This window comes from Burkholderia sp. Bp9016 (genome assembly GCF_003857765.1).
Taxonomy (GTDB): Bacteria; Pseudomonadota; Gammaproteobacteria; order Burkholderiales; family Burkholderiaceae; genus Burkholderia.
The window spans coordinates 42,007-58,420 of sequence record NZ_QTPY01000030.1 but is presented as its reverse complement, the minus strand read 5'-3'; the positions used below and the strand labels follow the sequence as shown (position 1 = coordinate 58,420).

The 16,414-nt window shown below is 64.8% G+C and carries 12 protein-coding genes; all 12 read right to left on the bottom strand.

The window, feature by feature from the left end:
* Positions 1-5: 5 nt before the first annotated feature.
* The 12 genes from rsmG to DIE13_RS28045 all read right to left on the bottom strand — a co-directional run bounded on the left by rsmG (position 6) and on the right by DIE13_RS28045 (position 16,207).
* The gene (gene rsmG / locus DIE13_RS28105) at positions 6-692 is read right to left on the bottom strand and encodes a 16S rRNA (guanine(527)-N(7))-methyltransferase RsmG (RefSeq protein WP_124830311.1); all 687 of its coding nucleotides are present in this window, start codon (positions 690-692) and stop codon (positions 6-8) included.
* A complete protein-coding gene (gene mnmG / locus DIE13_RS28100; protein WP_124830310.1) occupies positions 689-2,659 on the bottom strand; it encodes a tRNA uridine-5-carboxymethylaminomethyl(34) synthesis enzyme MnmG in 1,971 nt (656 codons plus the stop codon). Before mnmG ends, rsmG begins: the two co-directional genes overlap by 4 nt.
* A 538-nt stretch (positions 2,660-3,197) precedes the next feature.
* Positions 3,198-3,953 (bottom strand): ABC transporter ATP-binding protein, encoded by a 756-nt coding sequence (locus DIE13_RS28095; RefSeq protein ID WP_124830309.1) that lies wholly within the window; start codon positions 3,951-3,953, stop codon positions 3,198-3,200.
* Entirely contained in the window at positions 3,953-5,737 is a 1,785-nt protein-coding gene (locus tag DIE13_RS28090; RefSeq protein ID WP_124830308.1) for an ABC transporter permease subunit, read from the bottom strand. The genes DIE13_RS28095 and DIE13_RS28090 overlap by 1 nt, the downstream gene beginning before the upstream one ends.
* 4 nt (positions 5,738-5,741) lie before the next feature.
* Positions 5,742-6,797 (bottom strand): branched-chain amino acid ABC transporter permease, encoded by a 1,056-nt coding sequence (locus DIE13_RS28085; RefSeq protein WP_124830307.1) that lies wholly within the window; start codon positions 6,795-6,797, stop codon positions 5,742-5,744.
* A gap of 199 nt (positions 6,798-6,996) precedes the next feature.
* Complete coding sequence (locus tag DIE13_RS28080; protein WP_124830306.1) at positions 6,997-8,154, bottom strand: ABC transporter substrate-binding protein; 1,158 nt, start codon at positions 8,152-8,154, stop codon at positions 6,997-6,999.
* A gap of 1,115 nt (positions 8,155-9,269) precedes the next feature.
* Positions 9,270-10,244 (bottom strand): branched-chain amino acid ABC transporter permease, encoded by a 975-nt coding sequence (locus DIE13_RS28070; protein WP_175752065.1) that lies wholly within the window; start codon positions 10,242-10,244, stop codon positions 9,270-9,272.
* Positions 10,244-11,128, bottom strand: a complete 885-nt coding sequence (locus DIE13_RS28065) for a branched-chain amino acid ABC transporter permease (protein ID WP_124830303.1) — start codon at positions 11,126-11,128, stop codon at positions 10,244-10,246. The genes DIE13_RS28070 and DIE13_RS28065 overlap by 1 nt, the downstream gene beginning before the upstream one ends.
* A gap of 114 nt (positions 11,129-11,242) precedes the next feature.
* Complete coding sequence (locus DIE13_RS28060; RefSeq protein WP_124830302.1) at positions 11,243-12,442, bottom strand: ABC transporter substrate-binding protein; 1,200 nt, start codon at positions 12,440-12,442, stop codon at positions 11,243-11,245.
* A gap of 77 nt (positions 12,443-12,519) precedes the next feature.
* Entirely contained in the window at positions 12,520-13,275 is a 756-nt protein-coding gene (locus tag DIE13_RS28055) for an ABC transporter ATP-binding protein (RefSeq protein ID WP_124830301.1), read from the bottom strand.
* Positions 13,272-14,051: an ABC transporter ATP-binding protein gene (locus DIE13_RS28050; RefSeq protein WP_096506728.1), complete on the bottom strand. Its 780-nt coding sequence runs from the start codon at positions 14,049-14,051 to the stop codon at positions 13,272-13,274. Before DIE13_RS28050 ends, DIE13_RS28055 begins: the two co-directional genes overlap by 4 nt.
* Positions 14,052-14,518: 467 nt before the next feature.
* On the bottom strand, positions 14,519-16,207 hold the full coding sequence (locus tag DIE13_RS28045) for a GMC family oxidoreductase (protein ID WP_124830300.1): 1,689 nt from the start codon (positions 16,205-16,207) through the stop codon (positions 14,519-14,521).
* Positions 16,208-16,414 lie beyond the last annotated feature (207 nt).

The window sequence follows — 16,414 nt, the reverse complement described above, 5'->3', positions numbered from 1 at the left end:
CGCCTTCAATTCGCTTCGGCGACCGTGACTTCGATCAGATGCCGTTCGGCATCGAGCATCGGCACCGCCAGCCGCATCGTCTGCTTCACGCGACTACCTTCCGGCAGCCGGGCGATCTCGTCGTCCGGGTGCACGCCCTTCATTGCCCAGATCGATCCGCCGGGCGCGACGAGATGTCGAGCAAGTTTAACGAAGTCGGATAGATCCGCGAAAGCGCGGGATACGATCATGTCGAATTTTTCCGGCACTTCGACGCCCGGCTGCAGCGATTCGACCCGGCCGGTGACGACCGACAGGTTCAAGAGTTTCAGCTCCGCACGCATCTGGGTCTGGAATGCAGACTTCTTCTGCACGATATCGTTCAGCGTCACATGCCATTCCGGCTGCACGATCGCCAGCACGATACCGGGCAACCCACCGCCCGAACCAACGTCGAGCACACGTGCCGACGTACGGCCGCGCAGATGCGGGACGATGGAGAGCGAATCCAGGATGTGCTGGATCAGCATCTGCTTCGGATCGCGGATCGCGGTCAGGTTGTAGACCGCATTCCACTTGCCGAGCAGCGCAACATAGTCGAGCAGCTGGTTGCATTGAGCATCCGTCAATGCGATGTCGAGCGCGGCCGTGCCGTCGACGAGCATCCCTTCAAGTACGTCCCGATTAACCGCCGGCGCGCGACGCGCCGTCATTGTTGCGTCGGGACTGTACCGCCCCCCTGCTCGGTCGCCCCTGCGGCGATACCATTACGACGACCAAGACCACGGCGCTTCAGGTGCACCATCAGCAGCGAGATCGCAGCCGGCGTGACGCCCGAGATACGCGATGCCTGACCGATCGTTTCCGGACGGAACTCGTTGAGCTTCTGGCTCACCTCGAACGACAGGCCACGCACCTCACGGTAGTCGATTCCGTCCGGCAAGCGCGTGTTTTCGTTCGCATCATTGCGCTCGATTTCGCTCGCCTGACGCTCGATATAGCCCTGGTATTTGATGCCGATCTCGACCTGCTCCTTGATCTGCTCGAGCAGCACCGGATCGTCCGCGAGCGGCTCCGCAGGGCCGCACTCGCCGCCCTTCAGCCCGCACACACCGTCGTAGCTGATGCCCGGACGGCGCAGCAGTTCGGCAAGACTGTACTCGTGGTCGATCGCCTTGCCGAGCAACGCGGTCGCCTCTTCCGGCGGCAGCGTCTTCGGCGTAACCCACGTGGACTTCAGCCGTTCGGTTTCACGTGAAACAGCATCGCGCTTCCGGCTGAACGCATCCCAACGAACATCGTCGACGAGTCCCAGTTCGCGACCAAGCTCGGTCAAGCGCATGTCTGCGTTGTCTTCACGCAGGCTCAGGCGGTATTCGGCGCGGCTCGTGAACATCCGGTACGGCTCGGCCACGCCGCGCGTGACGAGGTCGTCGACCAGCACGCCCAGGTAAGCCTGGTCGCGGCGCGGGCACCATGCGTCCTTCTCCTGCACGTAACGACCGGCGTTCAGGCCAGCCAGCAGGCCTTGCGCCGCAGCCTCTTCATAGCCGGTCGTACCGTTGATCTGGCCCGCAAAGAACAGCCCGTTGATCGCCTTAGTCTCGAGCGACGCCTTCAGCGCACGCGGATCGAAGTAGTCGTACTCGATCGCGTAGCCAGGGCGCAGGATGTGCGCGTTCTCGAGACCGCGCATCGAGTGCACGAGTTCGAGCTGCACGTCGAACGGCAGGCTCGTCGAAATTCCGTTCGGGTAGAACTCATTGGTCGTCAGCCCTTCCGGCTCCAGGAAGATCTGGTGCGATTCCTTCGACGCGAACCGGTGGATCTTGTCCTCGATCGACGGGCAATAACGCGGGCCGACACCCTCGATCACGCCTGTATACATAGGCGAACGGTCGAGACCGCCGCGAATGATGTCGTGCGTACGCTCGTTCGTGTGTGTAACCCAGCACGGCAGCTGCTGCGGATGCTGCTCTGCCCGGCCGAGGAACGAGAATACGGGGATCGGATCGAGGTCGCCCGGCTGCTCGTCGAGCTTCGAAAAGTCAATCGAGCGCCCATCGATACGCGGCGGCGTACCGGTCTTCAGGCGGCCCTGTGGCAGCTTCAGTTCCTTCAACCGTGCCGACAGCGACACGGCCGCCGGATCGCCCGCGCGACCGCCCGTATAGTTGTTCAGGCCGACGTGGATCTTGCCGTCGAGGAACGTGCCGGCCGTCAGCACCACCGCGCGTGCGCGGAAACGGATGCCGATCTGCGTAACGGCGCCGACCACGCGGTCGCCTTCGACCATCAGGTCGTCGACGGCCTGCTGGAACAACCACAGGTTCGGCTGGTTCTCGAGCCGGTGGCGGATCGCGGCCTTGTACAGGATACGGTCGGCCTGCGCGCGCGTCGCACGCACAGCCGGCCCCTTCGATGAATTGAGGATCCGGAACTGAATACCACTCTCGTCCGTCGCGGCCGCCATCGCGCCGCCGAGCGCGTCGACTTCCTTGACCAGATGGCCCTTGCCAATGCCGCCGATCGACGGATTGCAGCTCATCTGCCCGAGCGTTTCGATGTTATGGGTCAGCAGCAGCGTCTTCGCGCCCATACGCGCGGATGCCAACGCAGCCTCCGTACCGGCGTGACCGCCACCGACGACGATGACGTCAAATTCTGTGGGAAAAAGCATGGTGGATTCCGTACGCAGAGCTACGCACGAACCTATCTGAGAAATGTATGGGCCGAATTATAGCGGGTTCGCTTTTCACCCGAAGACCGTCCGAATGGTAGGGTCGGTTCGTTTCGCTGTTTTTTTTGTTTTTTTGCGCGCCAAGCGGTCGAACTGTGGGGCTGAGCCCTGCTCCGACCGCACATCCGCCACCTCACAGCACATCGTCACGCTGCGCAGAATCGACGGATTGGATAGAACGGACTTCCCCGGAGCTTCCACCACAGTGTTCTCGATCCGTCGCCAGGCACTTATCCACTGTGCCATGCAACACGCGCCGGCGGGGCCCCGCCGGTCACGCGACCCTCGGGATTCTGTGCAATTCACACGTCGCCAAGATCAATCTCTTTCCTGCTCATCACAGAGCTTCCGACTATTCCTTCGGCACTTATCCCCTGCCAAGTCCCCCCGACGCAATCCAATCGCCCTGTGCCCCAAAACAAAAGCGGCGTGTTTCACGTGAAACACGCCGCCCGTTTCCCGCCAACCGTACCGATCATCAAGCCATTTTCTTCGCCAACCCGAGGTACGTCTCGATCACACGCGGATTCTGAGCCAACTCGGCCGCCGGCCCTTCGAGCACAAACTCCCCGGTCTCCAGCACATAGCCGTAGTCGGAGATCTGCAGCGCGGCTCGTGCATTCTGTTCGATCAGCAGCGTCGCGACGCCCGTGCCGCGCAACGCGCTGATGATATGAAAGATCTCCTTCACGATCAGCGGTGCCAACCCGAGGCTCGGCTCGTCGAGCATCAGCAGATCCGGCTTGCCCATCAGTGCACGGCCAACTGCGAGCATCTGCCGTTCGCCGCCCGACAGCGTGCCGGCGGCCTGCTTGCGCCGCTCCTTGAGCCGCGGAAACAAGGCAAACACGGGGTCGAGCTGATCCAGAAAGCTGGATTCGCCCGCCAGCTTGCGGCGGTACGCGCCCAGCACAAGGTTGTCCTCGACCGTCATCGTGCTGAACAACTCGCGCTTCTCCGGCACGAGGCACATCCCGCGCGCAACGCGCTGCTCGACGGGCAGCGCGCCGACGTCGTTGCCGCGATACACGACCGCGCCCGATGCATGTCCGGTCACCGGCAGCGCACCCATGATCGCGTTCAGCAACGTCGATTTGCCCGCGCCGTTCGGGCCGATCACGCTGACGATCTGTCCCGCTTCGACCCTGATCGCTGCACCGTGCAGCGCCTCGACCTTGCCATACCGGACCGCCAGCCCGCGTACTTCGAGAATCGGCATCGTCGTGTCCGTCATCACTCCACCCCGCCCAGATACGCTTCGAGCACCGCAGGATCCTGCTGCACATCCTGCGGCAGCCCTTCCGCGATTCGCGTGCCAAATTCCATCACCACCAGCCGGTCGGTGAGATTCATCACGAAATCCATGTCATGTTCCACCAGCAACACGCTCATCCCTTCAGCCTTCAGGCGTCGCAGCAGATCGGCAAGCTGCTGCTTCTCCTGGTAGCGCAGCCCGGCGGCCGGCTCGTCGAGAAGCAGCAGCGTCGGGTCGCAGCACAGCGCGCGCGCGATTTCGAGGATGCGCTGTTGGCCGAGTGCGAGGCTGCCTGCTTCGTCGTACATGTGCTTTTCCAGCCCGACACGGCGGATCTGCCGCGCGGCTTCCGCGAGCAACTGCGCTTCCTCATGCCCATTGAGCCGCGCGATGCTGCGCCACACGCCCGTCCGGCCGCGCAGATGCGCGCCGATCGCGACATTCTCGAGCACCGTCATCGTCGGCAGCAATTTCACGTGCTGGAACGTACGGCCGATGCCGCGCCGCACGATCTGGCGGGACGTGAGCCCGTCGATCCGTTCGCCGCGGAATGTGATCGTGCCGCCGGTCGGCTGCAGCACGCCGGTCACGAGATTGAAGGTAGTCGACTTGCCGGCGCCGTTCGGCCCGATCAGCCCGATGATTTGCCCCGCTTTCACATCGAAGCTGACGTCGTTGACCGCCACCAGTCCGCCGAACTGCTTGCGCGCGTTGTCGACCACGAGCAGCGGCTCGCCCGCGACCGGCTTGCCGCGCTGCGGTAACGGATCGGCATGTTCAGGGACGTGCGCACGCGGCCCGCGCGGAAACAGCCTCGCGACGAACGGCCACACGCCCTGGCGCGCGTACTGGAGCAGCAGCACCATCAGCACGCCGAACACGATGATCTCGAAGTTGCCTTCCGAGCCGAGCAGCTTCGGCAGCAGCGTCTGCAGGTAGTCCTGCAGCACGGTGAGGATCGCCGCGCCGAGCACCGCGCCCCACACATGCGACACGCCGCCAACCACGGCCATGAACAGGAATTCGATCCCGTGGTTCAGGCCGAACGGGGTCGGGTTCACGGCGCGTTGCAGGTGCGCGTACAGGAAGCCCGACACCGCCGCGAGCACGGCCGCGTAGACGAAGATCACGACGCGCATCCATGCCGTGTTCACCCCCATCGCCTCGGCCATCACGCCGCCGCCGCGCAGCGCGCGGATCGCACGGCCGGGCCGGCTGTTGAGCAGGTTCTGCACCGACACGATTGCGGCCAGCACGACGACCCAGATCAGGAAGTACAGGCTGCGGCCGCTGTCGAGCTCGATGCCGAACAGGTTCAGCGCCGGAATCCCGTTGATCCCGTCGTACTTGCCGAGCAGTTCGAGGTTGCCGAACAGGTAGAACAGCGCGAGGCCCCATGCGATCGTGCCAAGCGGCAGGAAGTGCCCGGACAGCCGCATCGTGACCGCACCGAGCACAAGCGCGACGAGCGCCGTCAATACGACGCCGACGATCAGCGCGAGCCACGGCGACACGCCGTACTGCGTTGTCAGGAACGCGGTCGCATAGGCACCGATGCCGACGAATGCCGCCTGCCCGAAGCTCGTCATCCCGCCGACACCGGTCAGCAGCACGAGCCCGATCGCGACGATCGCGTACAGGCCGATGTAGTTCAGCAGCGTGATCCAGTACTCGGGCACCTGCAGCGTGCCGGGCAGCACCGGCAGCGCGAACAGCACCACGAGAAACACCCAGAAGGTCTTGTTGCGTACGATCGTCTTCATCGCGTCACTCCTCTTCCTCTTCCGCATGCGGCGTCGCGAAGCTGCGCCACAGGAGCACCGGGATGATCAGCGTGAACACGATCACTTCCTTGTAGGAACTCGCCCAGAACGACGAATACGATTCGAGCACGCCCACGAGCAGCGAGCCTGCGGCCGCGAGCGGATAGCTGACGAGCCCGCCGATGATCGCGCCGACGAAGCCCTTCAGGCCGATCAGGAAACCGGAGTCGTAATAGATCGTCGTCAGCGGGCCGACAAGGATGCCGGACAGCACGCCGAGCCCCGCCGCCAGCGTGAACGCGAGCCGCCCTGCCGCGGTCGTGCCGATGCCGACCAGCTGCGCGCCGAGCCGGTTCACCGACGTCGCCCGCAGTGCCTTGCCGGCGATCGTGCGGCCGAAGTACACGTAGAGCGCGCCGATCAGCACCAGCGCGGTCACGACCACGAGAATGCTCTGCACCGACACCGTCATGCTGCCGATCGACAGCGACGCATCGGCGAATCCGTTGGTGCGTGAACCTTCCGCGCCGAACATCACGAGTCCGAGGCCGACCATCGCGAAATGGACGGCGACCGATACGATCAGCAGCAGCAACGTCGTGCCTTCCGCGATCGGCTGATAGACGAGCCGATAAATGAACGGCCCCATCGGCACGACGATCGCGAGCGTGAGCGCGATCTGCGCGAGCATCGGCAACGGCTGCGCGGCGACGCTGCGCGTGATCGCGAACACCGCCAGCGGCAGCAGGACGTAGCGGCTGGCAAGCGTGGCGAGCGTGCGTCCGAGCTGATGGCGGCGCTCGCGATGGCGGACCAGTCCGCCGACTTCCAGCAGGAAGCACGCGATGCCCATCACGAACAACAGCCAGCACGTGGCGGGAAATTTTTGCGCCTGCAACGCAGCGAGCGTCAGCGCACCGTAGGCGACGAATTCGCCCTGGGGAATGAAGATCACCCGCGTGACGGAAAACACCAGCACGAGCGCCAGCGACAGCAATGCATAAATGGCGCCGGTCGTGATGCCGTCTTGCGCGAGGATCGCCGCAATCGAGAGATCCATACGTTTCGTGTATCGAGAATGCTGCGGGGAAACGGCGATGGGAGCGGCCCGGGCGCGTGCCGGCAGAACCGGAGTGCAGGCGCCGCGCGGGGGCTTCCCGGAAGTTCCATGCGGCGCGAATGCAGGCCGCGAGGCCCGCTGCGCCGCCGACGGCGTGCGCGGCGCCGTTCGCGCCGCGCACGCCGGTTTCACGTGATGCTTACTCGGCTTGCAACTTCCACTTGCCGTCGACGATCTGCACCATCACGCGCGCACGCGTGTCGAAGCCGTTGTGATCGGTCGGCGTCATGTTGATCACGCCGTGCGACACGGGCAGATCCTTCACGTTCTCGAGCGACGCGCGCAGCGCCTCGCGGAATGCCTCGGTGCCCGGCTGGCCCTTCTTGAGCGCTTCGGGAATCGCACGCTGCAGCAGCAGCCCCGCATCCCACGCATGTCCGCCGAACGTCGACAGCGAACCCGCGCCATATGCTTTCTCGTACGCCGCCTTGTACGCGAGCGCCGGCTTCTTTACCGGATTCGAATCGGGCAGTTGATCGGTCACGAGCACGGGGCCGGCCGGCAGGATCTCGCCTTCGCAATCCTTGCCGCACACGCGCAGGAAGTCGTTGTTTGCAACGCCGTGCGTCTGGTAGATCTTGCCCTTGTAGCCGCGCTCCTTCAGCGTCTTGGCCGGCAGCGCGGCCGGCGTGCCGGAACCGGCGATCAGCACCGCGTCCGGGTTCGAGCTCATCAGCTTCAGCACCTGCCCCATCACCGATGCGTCGGTGCGGTTGTAGCGCTCGTTCGACACGACCTTCAGGCCGTTCTTCGCGGCCGCCGCGTTGAATGTGTTGTACCAGCTGTCACCGTACGCGTCGGCGAAGCCGATGAAGCCGATCGTCTTCACGCCGTGCTTGGCCATGTAGCCAGCGATCGCGTCGGCCATCAGCTGGTCGTTCTGCGGGACCTTGAACATCCACGCACGCTTCGCGTCCATCGGCGCGATGATCTGCGCGCTCGCCGCGAGCGAGATCGTCGGCGTCTTGCCCTGCGACACCGGGTCGAGCATCGCGAGCGAGTTCGGCGTGACGGACGAACCGATGATCGCGTCGACATGATCCTCGTCGATCAGCTTGCGCACGTTCTGCACCGCGCGGCTCGTGTCGGACGCATCGTCGAGCACGATGTACTGCACGCTCTTGCCGGCGATTTCCTTCGGCAGCAACGCGATCGTGTTCTTTTCCGGAATCCCGAGCGACGCAGCCGGGCCGGTGGCCGACAGCGTCACGCCGATCTTCACCTGTGCCGACGCCGTTGCCGACGCACACACGAGGCCCACGGCAAGCACGGCTTCCATCCATCGATTCATCTTCATTTACGTTGTCTCCAAACGCTGCTCGAAAAATCCGCGGGTCGCTCGGGCGGCCCCGGTCATCAAACAAGTTAATATTTTAAGTATCTCGCTGTGCCACTGCCTACGCTCGTTTTCCCGTGAAACACCGCTGCGACAGGCCTCTGCCGGCATCGGCACTGCTCACGCACGCGCCGCGCCGCGGCCGCAACGGTCGTGCGACCGCCACGATGCGTGGCAGCAATGTCGTCAGGATGAAGAAAGCCGGAAAAGGTGACGTTGCAGACGCAACGATCGGGGGAAGATGCGCAGACCTGGCGCGGCTCGACCACGCTCGCCGACGGCGCAAAACAGGAAAAGCGGCCGCTCATGCGCAGGCGATCGAGGAGTCGGATGCGGACACAACGACCGGGGGGACAGTCGTGCAGGCAAATCGCGCCGAAGCGCGCATACCCGCCGCAGGACGGTTCGCGACAGCCGGGACATGCCCAGGCACCCCCGAACTCGAACGAGCGGCCCATGCCACCCCTGCTGCCCCGACGATTCGTCCTGCGCTTCTCATCCAACCGTGCTCCCTCTTCTGCATTTTGCTTGTAGGAGAACTGCCGACCGATTTTCCCGACCGTGCGGTCGGCGAAAGCCGAGTGTAACGGACGCTTTTTGCGCACGCCAACCGGGTAAGCCCGAACGGCATGCGCGTGGCCGCGCGCCATCTGCGACATGCTTGCGGCAAAAGGGAAGAACGGGGGGACGGACGTGAAACGCGGGAGATGCGAGATACCGGCGCGGTCGCGAACCTGCGACGCCGGCCGCTGCACCATCAAAGGTAATTCGCGCACACAAATGAAAAAGCGCTGTTGGATTCCGTCCAACAGCGCTTTGGGGTCCGGGCACTTTGTGCCTCGATTGTCTCCTCGTTCTCCACCTGCAAATTCGTTTCGCGGTGCATCAGAACTGAAACGAAGATTAAAGGAGCTTTCACCCTGCGACAACTTAGCATTTACCCCTATGGTGCATCGCCGCACGAAATTGGGGCACCAGCCTTGCCGCGCGGCGCCGGCCGGAGCCGGTCGCGATGCCCTTTCCGGCCGCGCCGGATGGTGCTTCGCATCAACGCGCCGCAAGGCCGCCCCCCGCTCTCAGGACGGCCTGAGTGGCTTGATTCGCGCGACCATCTCGCCGACGATCCCGCGCCGGAACGCCAGCACGCATGCGATGAAGATCAGCCCCGTGACGATCGTTGCCGACTCGCCGAGCGAGTGGAACCAGCCGATACCGGTGGTCGACGCGAGCCATTCGCCGATGTCGCCGAGGCGATCCTCCAGCGCGACGATCAGCGCCGCGCCAAGCAGCGGCCCGAACAGCGTGCCCATCCCGCCGACGAGCGTCATCAGCACGACCAGCCCCGACATCGTCCAGTACGCGTCGGACAGCGTCTCGAAGCCGAGCACAAGCACCTTCAGCGAACCGGCCAGCCCCGCGAGCCCGGCCGACAGGATGAACGCAAGCAGCTTGAAGCGGTCGGTGTCGTAGCCCAGCGAGATCGCGCGCGCCTCGTTCTCCTTGATCGCGACGAGCACCTGGCCGAACGGCGAGTGCACGATCCGCACGATGAACGCGCATGCGGCGACGATCACCGCGAGCACGATGTAGTACAGCGTCACGTCGCTGGACAGGTCGAGCAAGCCGAACAGATGCCCGCGCGGCACGCCCTGCAGGCCGTCCTCGCCGCCGGTGAACGGCGCCTGCAGGTAGATGAAGTAGACCATCTGCGCGAACGCGAGCGTGATCATCGCGAAGTAGATCCCCTGCCGGCGGATCGCGAACAGCCCGACGACGAGCCCGAGCAGCGTCGCGGCGAACGTGCCGACGAGCACGCCGAGCTCCGGCGTGAAGCCGAGCGTCTGGATCGCATAGCCGGTCGCGTAGCCGGCGGTCGCGAGGAACATCGCATGGCCGAACGACAGCAACCCCGTATAGCCGATCAGCAGGTTGAACGCGGCCGCGAACAGCGCGAACGTGAGCACCTTCATCACGAAGACCGGATACGCGCCGATGAACGGCGCGGCGAGCAGTGCGGCGAGCAGCACGCCGTAGAGCACTTTTCTCTGCATCATTTTTCCTTGCCGAACAGGCCCGCCGGGCGGATCAGCAGCACGATCGCCATGATCACGAACACGACGGTGGCCGACGCCTCCGGATAGAACACCCGCGTGAAGCCCTCGATCACGCCGAGCAGCAGACCGGTGACGATGGAGCCGAGAATCGAGCCCATCCCGCCGATCACGACCACCGCGAACACGGTGATGATCATCGGCTGGCCCATCAGCGGCGACACCTGGATCACCGGCGCGGCCAGCACGCCCGCGAACGCCGCGAGCGCGACGCCGAACCCGTAGGTGAGCGTGATCATCATCGGCACGTTCACGCCGAACGCCTCGACGAGCTTCGGGTTCTCGGTGCCTGCGCGCAGATAGGCACCCAGCCGCGTCTTCTCGATCACGAACCACGTTGCGAGGCACACCGCGAGCGACGCGACGACCACCCAGGCGCGGTAGTTCGGCAGGAACATGAAGCCCAGATTGGTCGCGCCGGACAGTTGCGACGGCACGTCATACGGCTGGCCGGACGAGCCGTAGATCGACCGGAACACGCCTTCGACGACGAGCGTGAGGCCGAACGTGAGCAACAGTCCGTACAGGTGATCGAGCTTGTACAGCCAGCGCAGCATCGTCCGCTCGATCACGATCCCGAACGCGCCGACGATCAGTGGCGCGAGCACGAGCATCGCCCAGTACGGCAACCCGAAGTACGACAACCCCATCCACGCGAGCATCGCGCCCAGCATGAACAGCGCGCCATGCGCGAAGTTGATCACGTTGAGCAGCCCGAAGATCACCGCGAGCCCGAGACTCAGGATCGCGTAGAACGAGCCGTTGACGAGCCCGAGCAGCAACTGGCTGAGCATCGCCGGCAACGGAATGCCAAAGATTTCCATCGACTTAGCCGTCAGAATGAGTTTCGTTGCGTGCGCAACGTTCAAGCCGTCGCGCACGCGGGCGGCGCAGCGGGCGCATCGCTGCGGCCGCCGCCGCGCGCCGCTACGTCGCGCTTACTTCCACAGCGCGCAGCGCGATTCCTGCTTGGTGCCGAACGCCTGGTCGCCCGGAATCGTCGCGAGCACCTTGTAGTAGTCCCACGGCTCCTTCGATTCCGACGGCTTCTTCACTTCCATCAGGTACATGTCGTGGATCATGCTGCCGTCCTGGCGGATGTAGCCCTTCGCGTAGAAGTCGTTGATCTTCATCTTCCTCAGCTCGGCCATCACCTTGTCGGAGTCGGTCGTGCCGGCGGCCTGCACGGCCTTCAGGTAGGTCGTCACCGATGAATAGTCGGCCGCCTGCAGGCTCGACGGCATCTTCTTCATCTTGCCGAAGTAGCGCTGCGCCCACTGGCGCGATGCCGCATCGCGGTTCCAGTACCAGCTGTCGGTCAGCACGAGCCCCTGCGTCGTCTCGAGGCCGAGGCTGTGCACGTCGTCGATGAACATCAGCAGCGCGGCGATCTTCATCGTCTTCGTGATGCCGAATTCCTTCGCGGCCTTGATCGCGTTGATCGTGTCGCCGCCCGCGTTCGCGAGGCCGAGGATCTGCGCCTTCGACGCCTGCGCCTGCAGCAGGAACGACGAGAAGTCCGACGCCGACAAAGGATGCCGCACCGAGCCGAGCACCTGGCCGCCGTTCGCCTTCACGACGTCCGACGTGTTTTTCTCGAGCGCCTTGCCGAATGCATAGTCGGCGGTCAGGAAGAACCACGTCTTGCCGCCCTGCTTCACTACCGCCGACCCCGTGCCCTTCGCGAGCGCCATCGTGTCGTATGCGTAGTGGACCGTGTACGGCGTGCACTGCTCGTTGGTCAACGTGTCGGCGCCCGCGCCGATGTTGATGTAGACCTTCTTCTTTTCGGCCGCGACCTGGTTCATCGACAGCGCGGTCGCGGAGTTCGTGCCGCCGACCAGCAGGTCGAGCCCACCGCGGTCCATCCATTCGCGCGCCTTCGACGCGGCGATGTCCGCCTTGTTCTGGTGGTCCGCATAGACGACCTCGATCGGCTTGCCGAGCACCTTGCCGCCGAAGTCGGCGACCGCCATCCGGATCGCCTCGAGGCCGCCCTGCCCGTCGATGTCCGCGTACAACCCCGACATGTCGGTGATGAAGCCGATCTTCACGCTGTCCGCGGCGTGTGCGGCACCGGCGGTCAACGTTGCAGTGGCGAGTGCGAGACACGCATGCGCAAGGGTCTTCATTTTCATTGACGTCTCCTGTTGTTCTGATGCGTTGTGGTTGTTAGAGGGCCGCCACGGCTAGCGGCAAGGGAAACGGGGCGGCGTCACACCCCAAGCAGGTCGTGAAGGATCGGCATCTTGCCTTCCAGTTCGGCCGCGCGGAAATGCTCGACGATGCGGCCATGCTCCATGACGTAGAACCGGTCAGCGAGCGGTGCGGCGAAGCGGAAATTCTGTTCGACCATCACCACGGTGTAGCCGCGCGCCTTCAGCGCGACGATCATCCGCGCGAGCGCCTGCACGATCACCGGTGCCAGGCCCTCGGAAATCTCGTCGAGCAGCAGCAGGTTCGCGCCGGTACGCAGGATCCGCGCGACCGCGAGCATCTGCTGTTCGCCGCCCGAGAGCCGCGTACCCTGGCTCTGCCGGCGCGAAGCGAGGTTCGGAAACATCGCGTAGATCTCGTCGAGCGACATCGCATGGTCGCGCGGCCCGATCGGCGGCGGCAGCATCAGGTTCTCCTCGCACGACAGGCTCGAGAAGATCCCGCGCTCCTCCGGGCAGTAGCCGACGCCGAAATGCGCGATGCGATGCGTCGCGAGGCCGATCGTCTCGTTGCCCGCGACCTTGATCGAGCCGCTGCGGCGGCCCGTGAGCCCCATGATCGCGCGCAGCGTCGTCGTACGCCCCGCGCCGTTGCGGCCAAGCAGCGTGACGACCTCGCCGCGATGAACGCTCAGGTCGACGCCGTGCAATATGTGGGATTCCCCGTACCAGGCTTCGAGGCCCGTGATCTCCAGCGCGGGCGTGCCGCTCTCGACACCGCTCAATTCGCGTTCCTCCCGTTCGCTGCGCTTCATGCGTGCGCCCCCGCGAGCGCCGCGTCGGCGCTGCCCATGTATGCCTCGATCACCAGCGGATTCTTCGATACTTCCGCATACGACCCTTCGGCCAGCACTTCGCCGCGCTGCAGGACGGTGATCGTGTCGGAGATGCCCGCGATCACGTTCATGTTGTGCTCGACCATCAGGATGGTGCGGCCATTCGCGACCTTCTTGATCAGCGCGGTCACGCGGTCGACGTCCTCGTGGCCCATCCCCTGCGTGGGCTCGTCGAGCAGCATCAGTTCGGGCTCCATCGCGAGCGTCGTCGCGATCTCGAGCGCGCGCTTGCGGCCGTAGGCGAGTTCGACGGTCGGTACATGCGCGAAATCGGTAAGGCCGACCTGCGTGAGCAGGTCCATCGCGCGATCGTCGAGGCGCCGCAGCGTGCGCTCGCTGCGCCAGAAATGGAATTCGGTGCCGAGTGCGCGCTGCAGGCCGATGCGCACGTTCTGCAACGCGGTCAGGTGCGGGAATACCGCCGAGATCTGGAATGAACGGATGATGCCGCGGCGCGCGACCTGCGCGGGCCGCTCGTCGGTGATGTCGATCCCGTTGAAGACGATCTGACCGGCCGTCGGCGTCAGGAACTTGGTCAGCAGGTTGAAGCAGGTGGTCTTGCCTGCGCCGTTCGGTCCGATCAGCGCATGGATCGCACCGCGTCGCACACGCAGGTTGACGCCATTCACGGCGGTGAAGCCCCGGAATTCCTTCGTCAGTCCACGTGTTTCCAGAATCGTGTCGCCGAGAATCATGTTCCCTTCCGTACGAAGTCAGGCGAAGCACCGGGGAAGATTCGCGCAAGCGACCGCGAACAGGTCAGCGGATGAGCGGACTGCCCCCGGCGCCGTGCTATGCATCGAGGGTGGTCTCCCGCGCCGATGCACATGCATGCTGCGCAACATTGTCGCCCCGTTGGTGCAGTGCAATCATCGGGATTTGCACTTATAGGGCTGGCCGCCATACGGGGCGTTGCCGTGCTCGGTTTTTCGACGCGTTTTTTTGGCGCGCGCATCATCGTCGACGGTACGCGTCAGGCTGCGCCCGCTCGTCCGCTAGACACAATGCAAGCCGCGCTCGATGCGCCGCTTCATGATCCAGCCCGTTCGAGCACGACAACCGGGCGCACCGTGCAAGTTGCTTCGCATGGCGAATCAGCAGACGCCTGCGTGGCCGCCCGCTGTCGCGCGGGTCGGCGTATGTCAGCGCGTGTCGGCATGTGTCATGCCGCGGTCATCACCGTTTCCGTTCGCACCTGCGTCGCTTCTTCGCGCGATGCGCGACGATCGGCGCGGATCATGTCGCTCGCGCGCTCCGCGATCATCAGCGTCGGCGAATTCGTGTTGCCGGACGTGATGAACGGCATCACCGACGCGTCGACAATCCGCAGCCCGGCGATGCCGCGCACGCGCAACCGGCTGTCGACGACCGCGCGATCGTCGTCCGCGCGGCCCATCCGGCAGGTCCCGACCGGATGGAAGATCGTGGTGCCGACGGCCCCCGCCGCTTCGATCAGTTCCGCTTCGGTCTGATACTGCGTGCCCGGCAGGATCTCCTGGGGACGGTAGCGCGCGAGCGCCGGCGCGGACGCGATCCGGCGCGTGAGTCGCAGCGCGTTCGTGGCGACATGGCGATCGTGATCGGTCGACAGATAGTTCGGCGCGATCGTGGGCGCCACACCCGAATCGGGGCTGGCGACATGCACGCTGCCGCGCGAGCTCGGCCGCAAATGGCACACGGATGCGGTAAAGGCGTTGAAACGGTGCAGCGGCTCGCCGAAGCGCTCGAGCGACAGCGGCTGCACGTGGTATTCGAGATCGGGACGCGTGAGCGCCGGATCGTCGGGATCGGATTTTGCGAATGCGCCGAGCTGCGACGGCGCCATCGACATCGGCCCGCGTTGCAGCAGCGCATATTCGGCGCCGATCATCAGCTTGCCCCACCAGTGCGCGGACAGCGTGTTGAGCGTGCGTACACCTTCGACGCGATATGCCATCCGCAGCTGCAGGTGATCCTGCAGGTTTTCGCCGACGCCCGGCAGGTCCTGCACGACGTCGATGCCGAGCGCCTGCAGCCGGTGCCCCGCACCGATGCCCGACAGTTCGAGCAGTTGCGGCGAATTCACCGCGCCTGAGGTCAGCAGCACTTCGGCGCGGGCACGCGCGACGTAATCGGTGCCGCCGCCACGATATTCGACACCCACCGCGCGCCGCCCGTCGAAAACCACCCGCTGTGCCTGCGCGCCGGTGATCACGGTCAGGTTCGGGCGCGTCATCGCGGGCCGCAGGAACGCCTTCGACGTATTCCAGCGCACGCCGCGCTTCTGGTTCACCTCGAAATAGCCGACCCCGGAATTGTCGCCGCGGTTGAAATCGTCGGTTGCCGGGATGCCCGTCTGCTGCGCGGCTTGCGCGAACGATTCGAGGATCTCCCAGCGCAGCCGCTGCTTCTCGACACGCCAGTAGCCGCCCGCGCCGTGCGCGTCGCTTGCGCCTGCATGGTGATCCTCGCTGCGTTTGAAGATCGGCAGCACGCTGTCCCACGACCAGCCGGCGTCGCCGGTTTCCTGCGCCCAGCTGTCGTAATCCTCGCGCTGGCCGCGCATGTAGATCATCCCGTTGATCGACGAGCAGCCGCCGAGCACGCGGCCGCGTGGATACGACAGCGCGCGGCCGTTCAGCGCTGCCTCTGGTTGCGTCTTGTACAGCCAGTCGGTGCGCGGATTGCCGATGCAGTACAGATAGCCGACCGGGATGTGGATCCAGTGGTAGTCGTCCTTGCCCCCCGCCTCGAGCAGCAGCACGTGGATGTCGGGATCCTCGGTCAGGCGGTTCGCGAGCACACAGCCTGCGGTGCCTGCGCCGACGATCACGTAATCGAATTCGCCCTCGAGCGTGCGTTGAGTAGTCACGGTATGTCTCCTGTCGACCCGAGTCAGCGCTTTGGCGCTTACTCCATCCCCACGGCGGTCGACCTGAGTCAGTGCTTCAACGCCTACTCGGGTCCCACCGCGAAGCTGGACGAAGTTAGCACCTCAGCGCTTGCTCGTATCCCACCCCAATCTTTTTGTTGTCCAACGCGCGGCGCAACGCCGCTCTCATTCCAGCATAGTGCGCCG

Coding starts and splice junctions, on each gene's coding strand:
- mnmG (WP_124830310.1), bottom strand. CDS start 2,659: ATGCTTTTTCCCACAGAATTTGACGTCATCGTCGTCGGTGGCGGTCAC.
- DIE13_RS28080 (WP_124830306.1), bottom strand. CDS start 8,154: ATGAAGATGAATCGATGGATGGAAGCCGTGCTTGCCGTGGGCCTCGTG.
- DIE13_RS28070 (WP_175752065.1), bottom strand. CDS start 10,244: ATGCAGAGAAAAGTGCTCTACGGCGTGCTGCTCGCCGCACTGCTCGCC.
- DIE13_RS28050 (WP_096506728.1), bottom strand. CDS start 14,051: ATGATTCTCGGCGACACGATTCTGGAAACACGTGGACTGACGAAGGAA.
- DIE13_RS28055 (WP_124830301.1), bottom strand. CDS start 13,275: ATGAAGCGCAGCGAACGGGAGGAACGCGAATTGAGCGGTGTCGAGAGC.
- DIE13_RS28090 (WP_124830308.1), bottom strand. CDS start 5,737: ATGAAGACGATCGTACGCAACAAGACCTTCTGGGTGTTTCTCGTGGTG.
- rsmG (WP_124830311.1), bottom strand. CDS start 692: ATGACGGCGCGTCGCGCGCCGGCGGTTAATCGGGACGTACTTGAAGGG.
- DIE13_RS28095 (WP_124830309.1), bottom strand. CDS start 3,953: ATGACGGACACGACGATGCCGATTCTCGAAGTACGCGGGCTGGCGGTC.
- DIE13_RS28060 (WP_124830302.1), bottom strand. CDS start 12,442: ATGAAAATGAAGACCCTTGCGCATGCGTGTCTCGCACTCGCCACTGCA.
- DIE13_RS28065 (WP_124830303.1), bottom strand. CDS start 11,128: ATGGAAATCTTTGGCATTCCGTTGCCGGCGATGCTCAGCCAGTTGCTG.
- DIE13_RS28085 (WP_124830307.1), bottom strand. CDS start 6,797: ATGGATCTCTCGATTGCGGCGATCCTCGCGCAAGACGGCATCACGACC.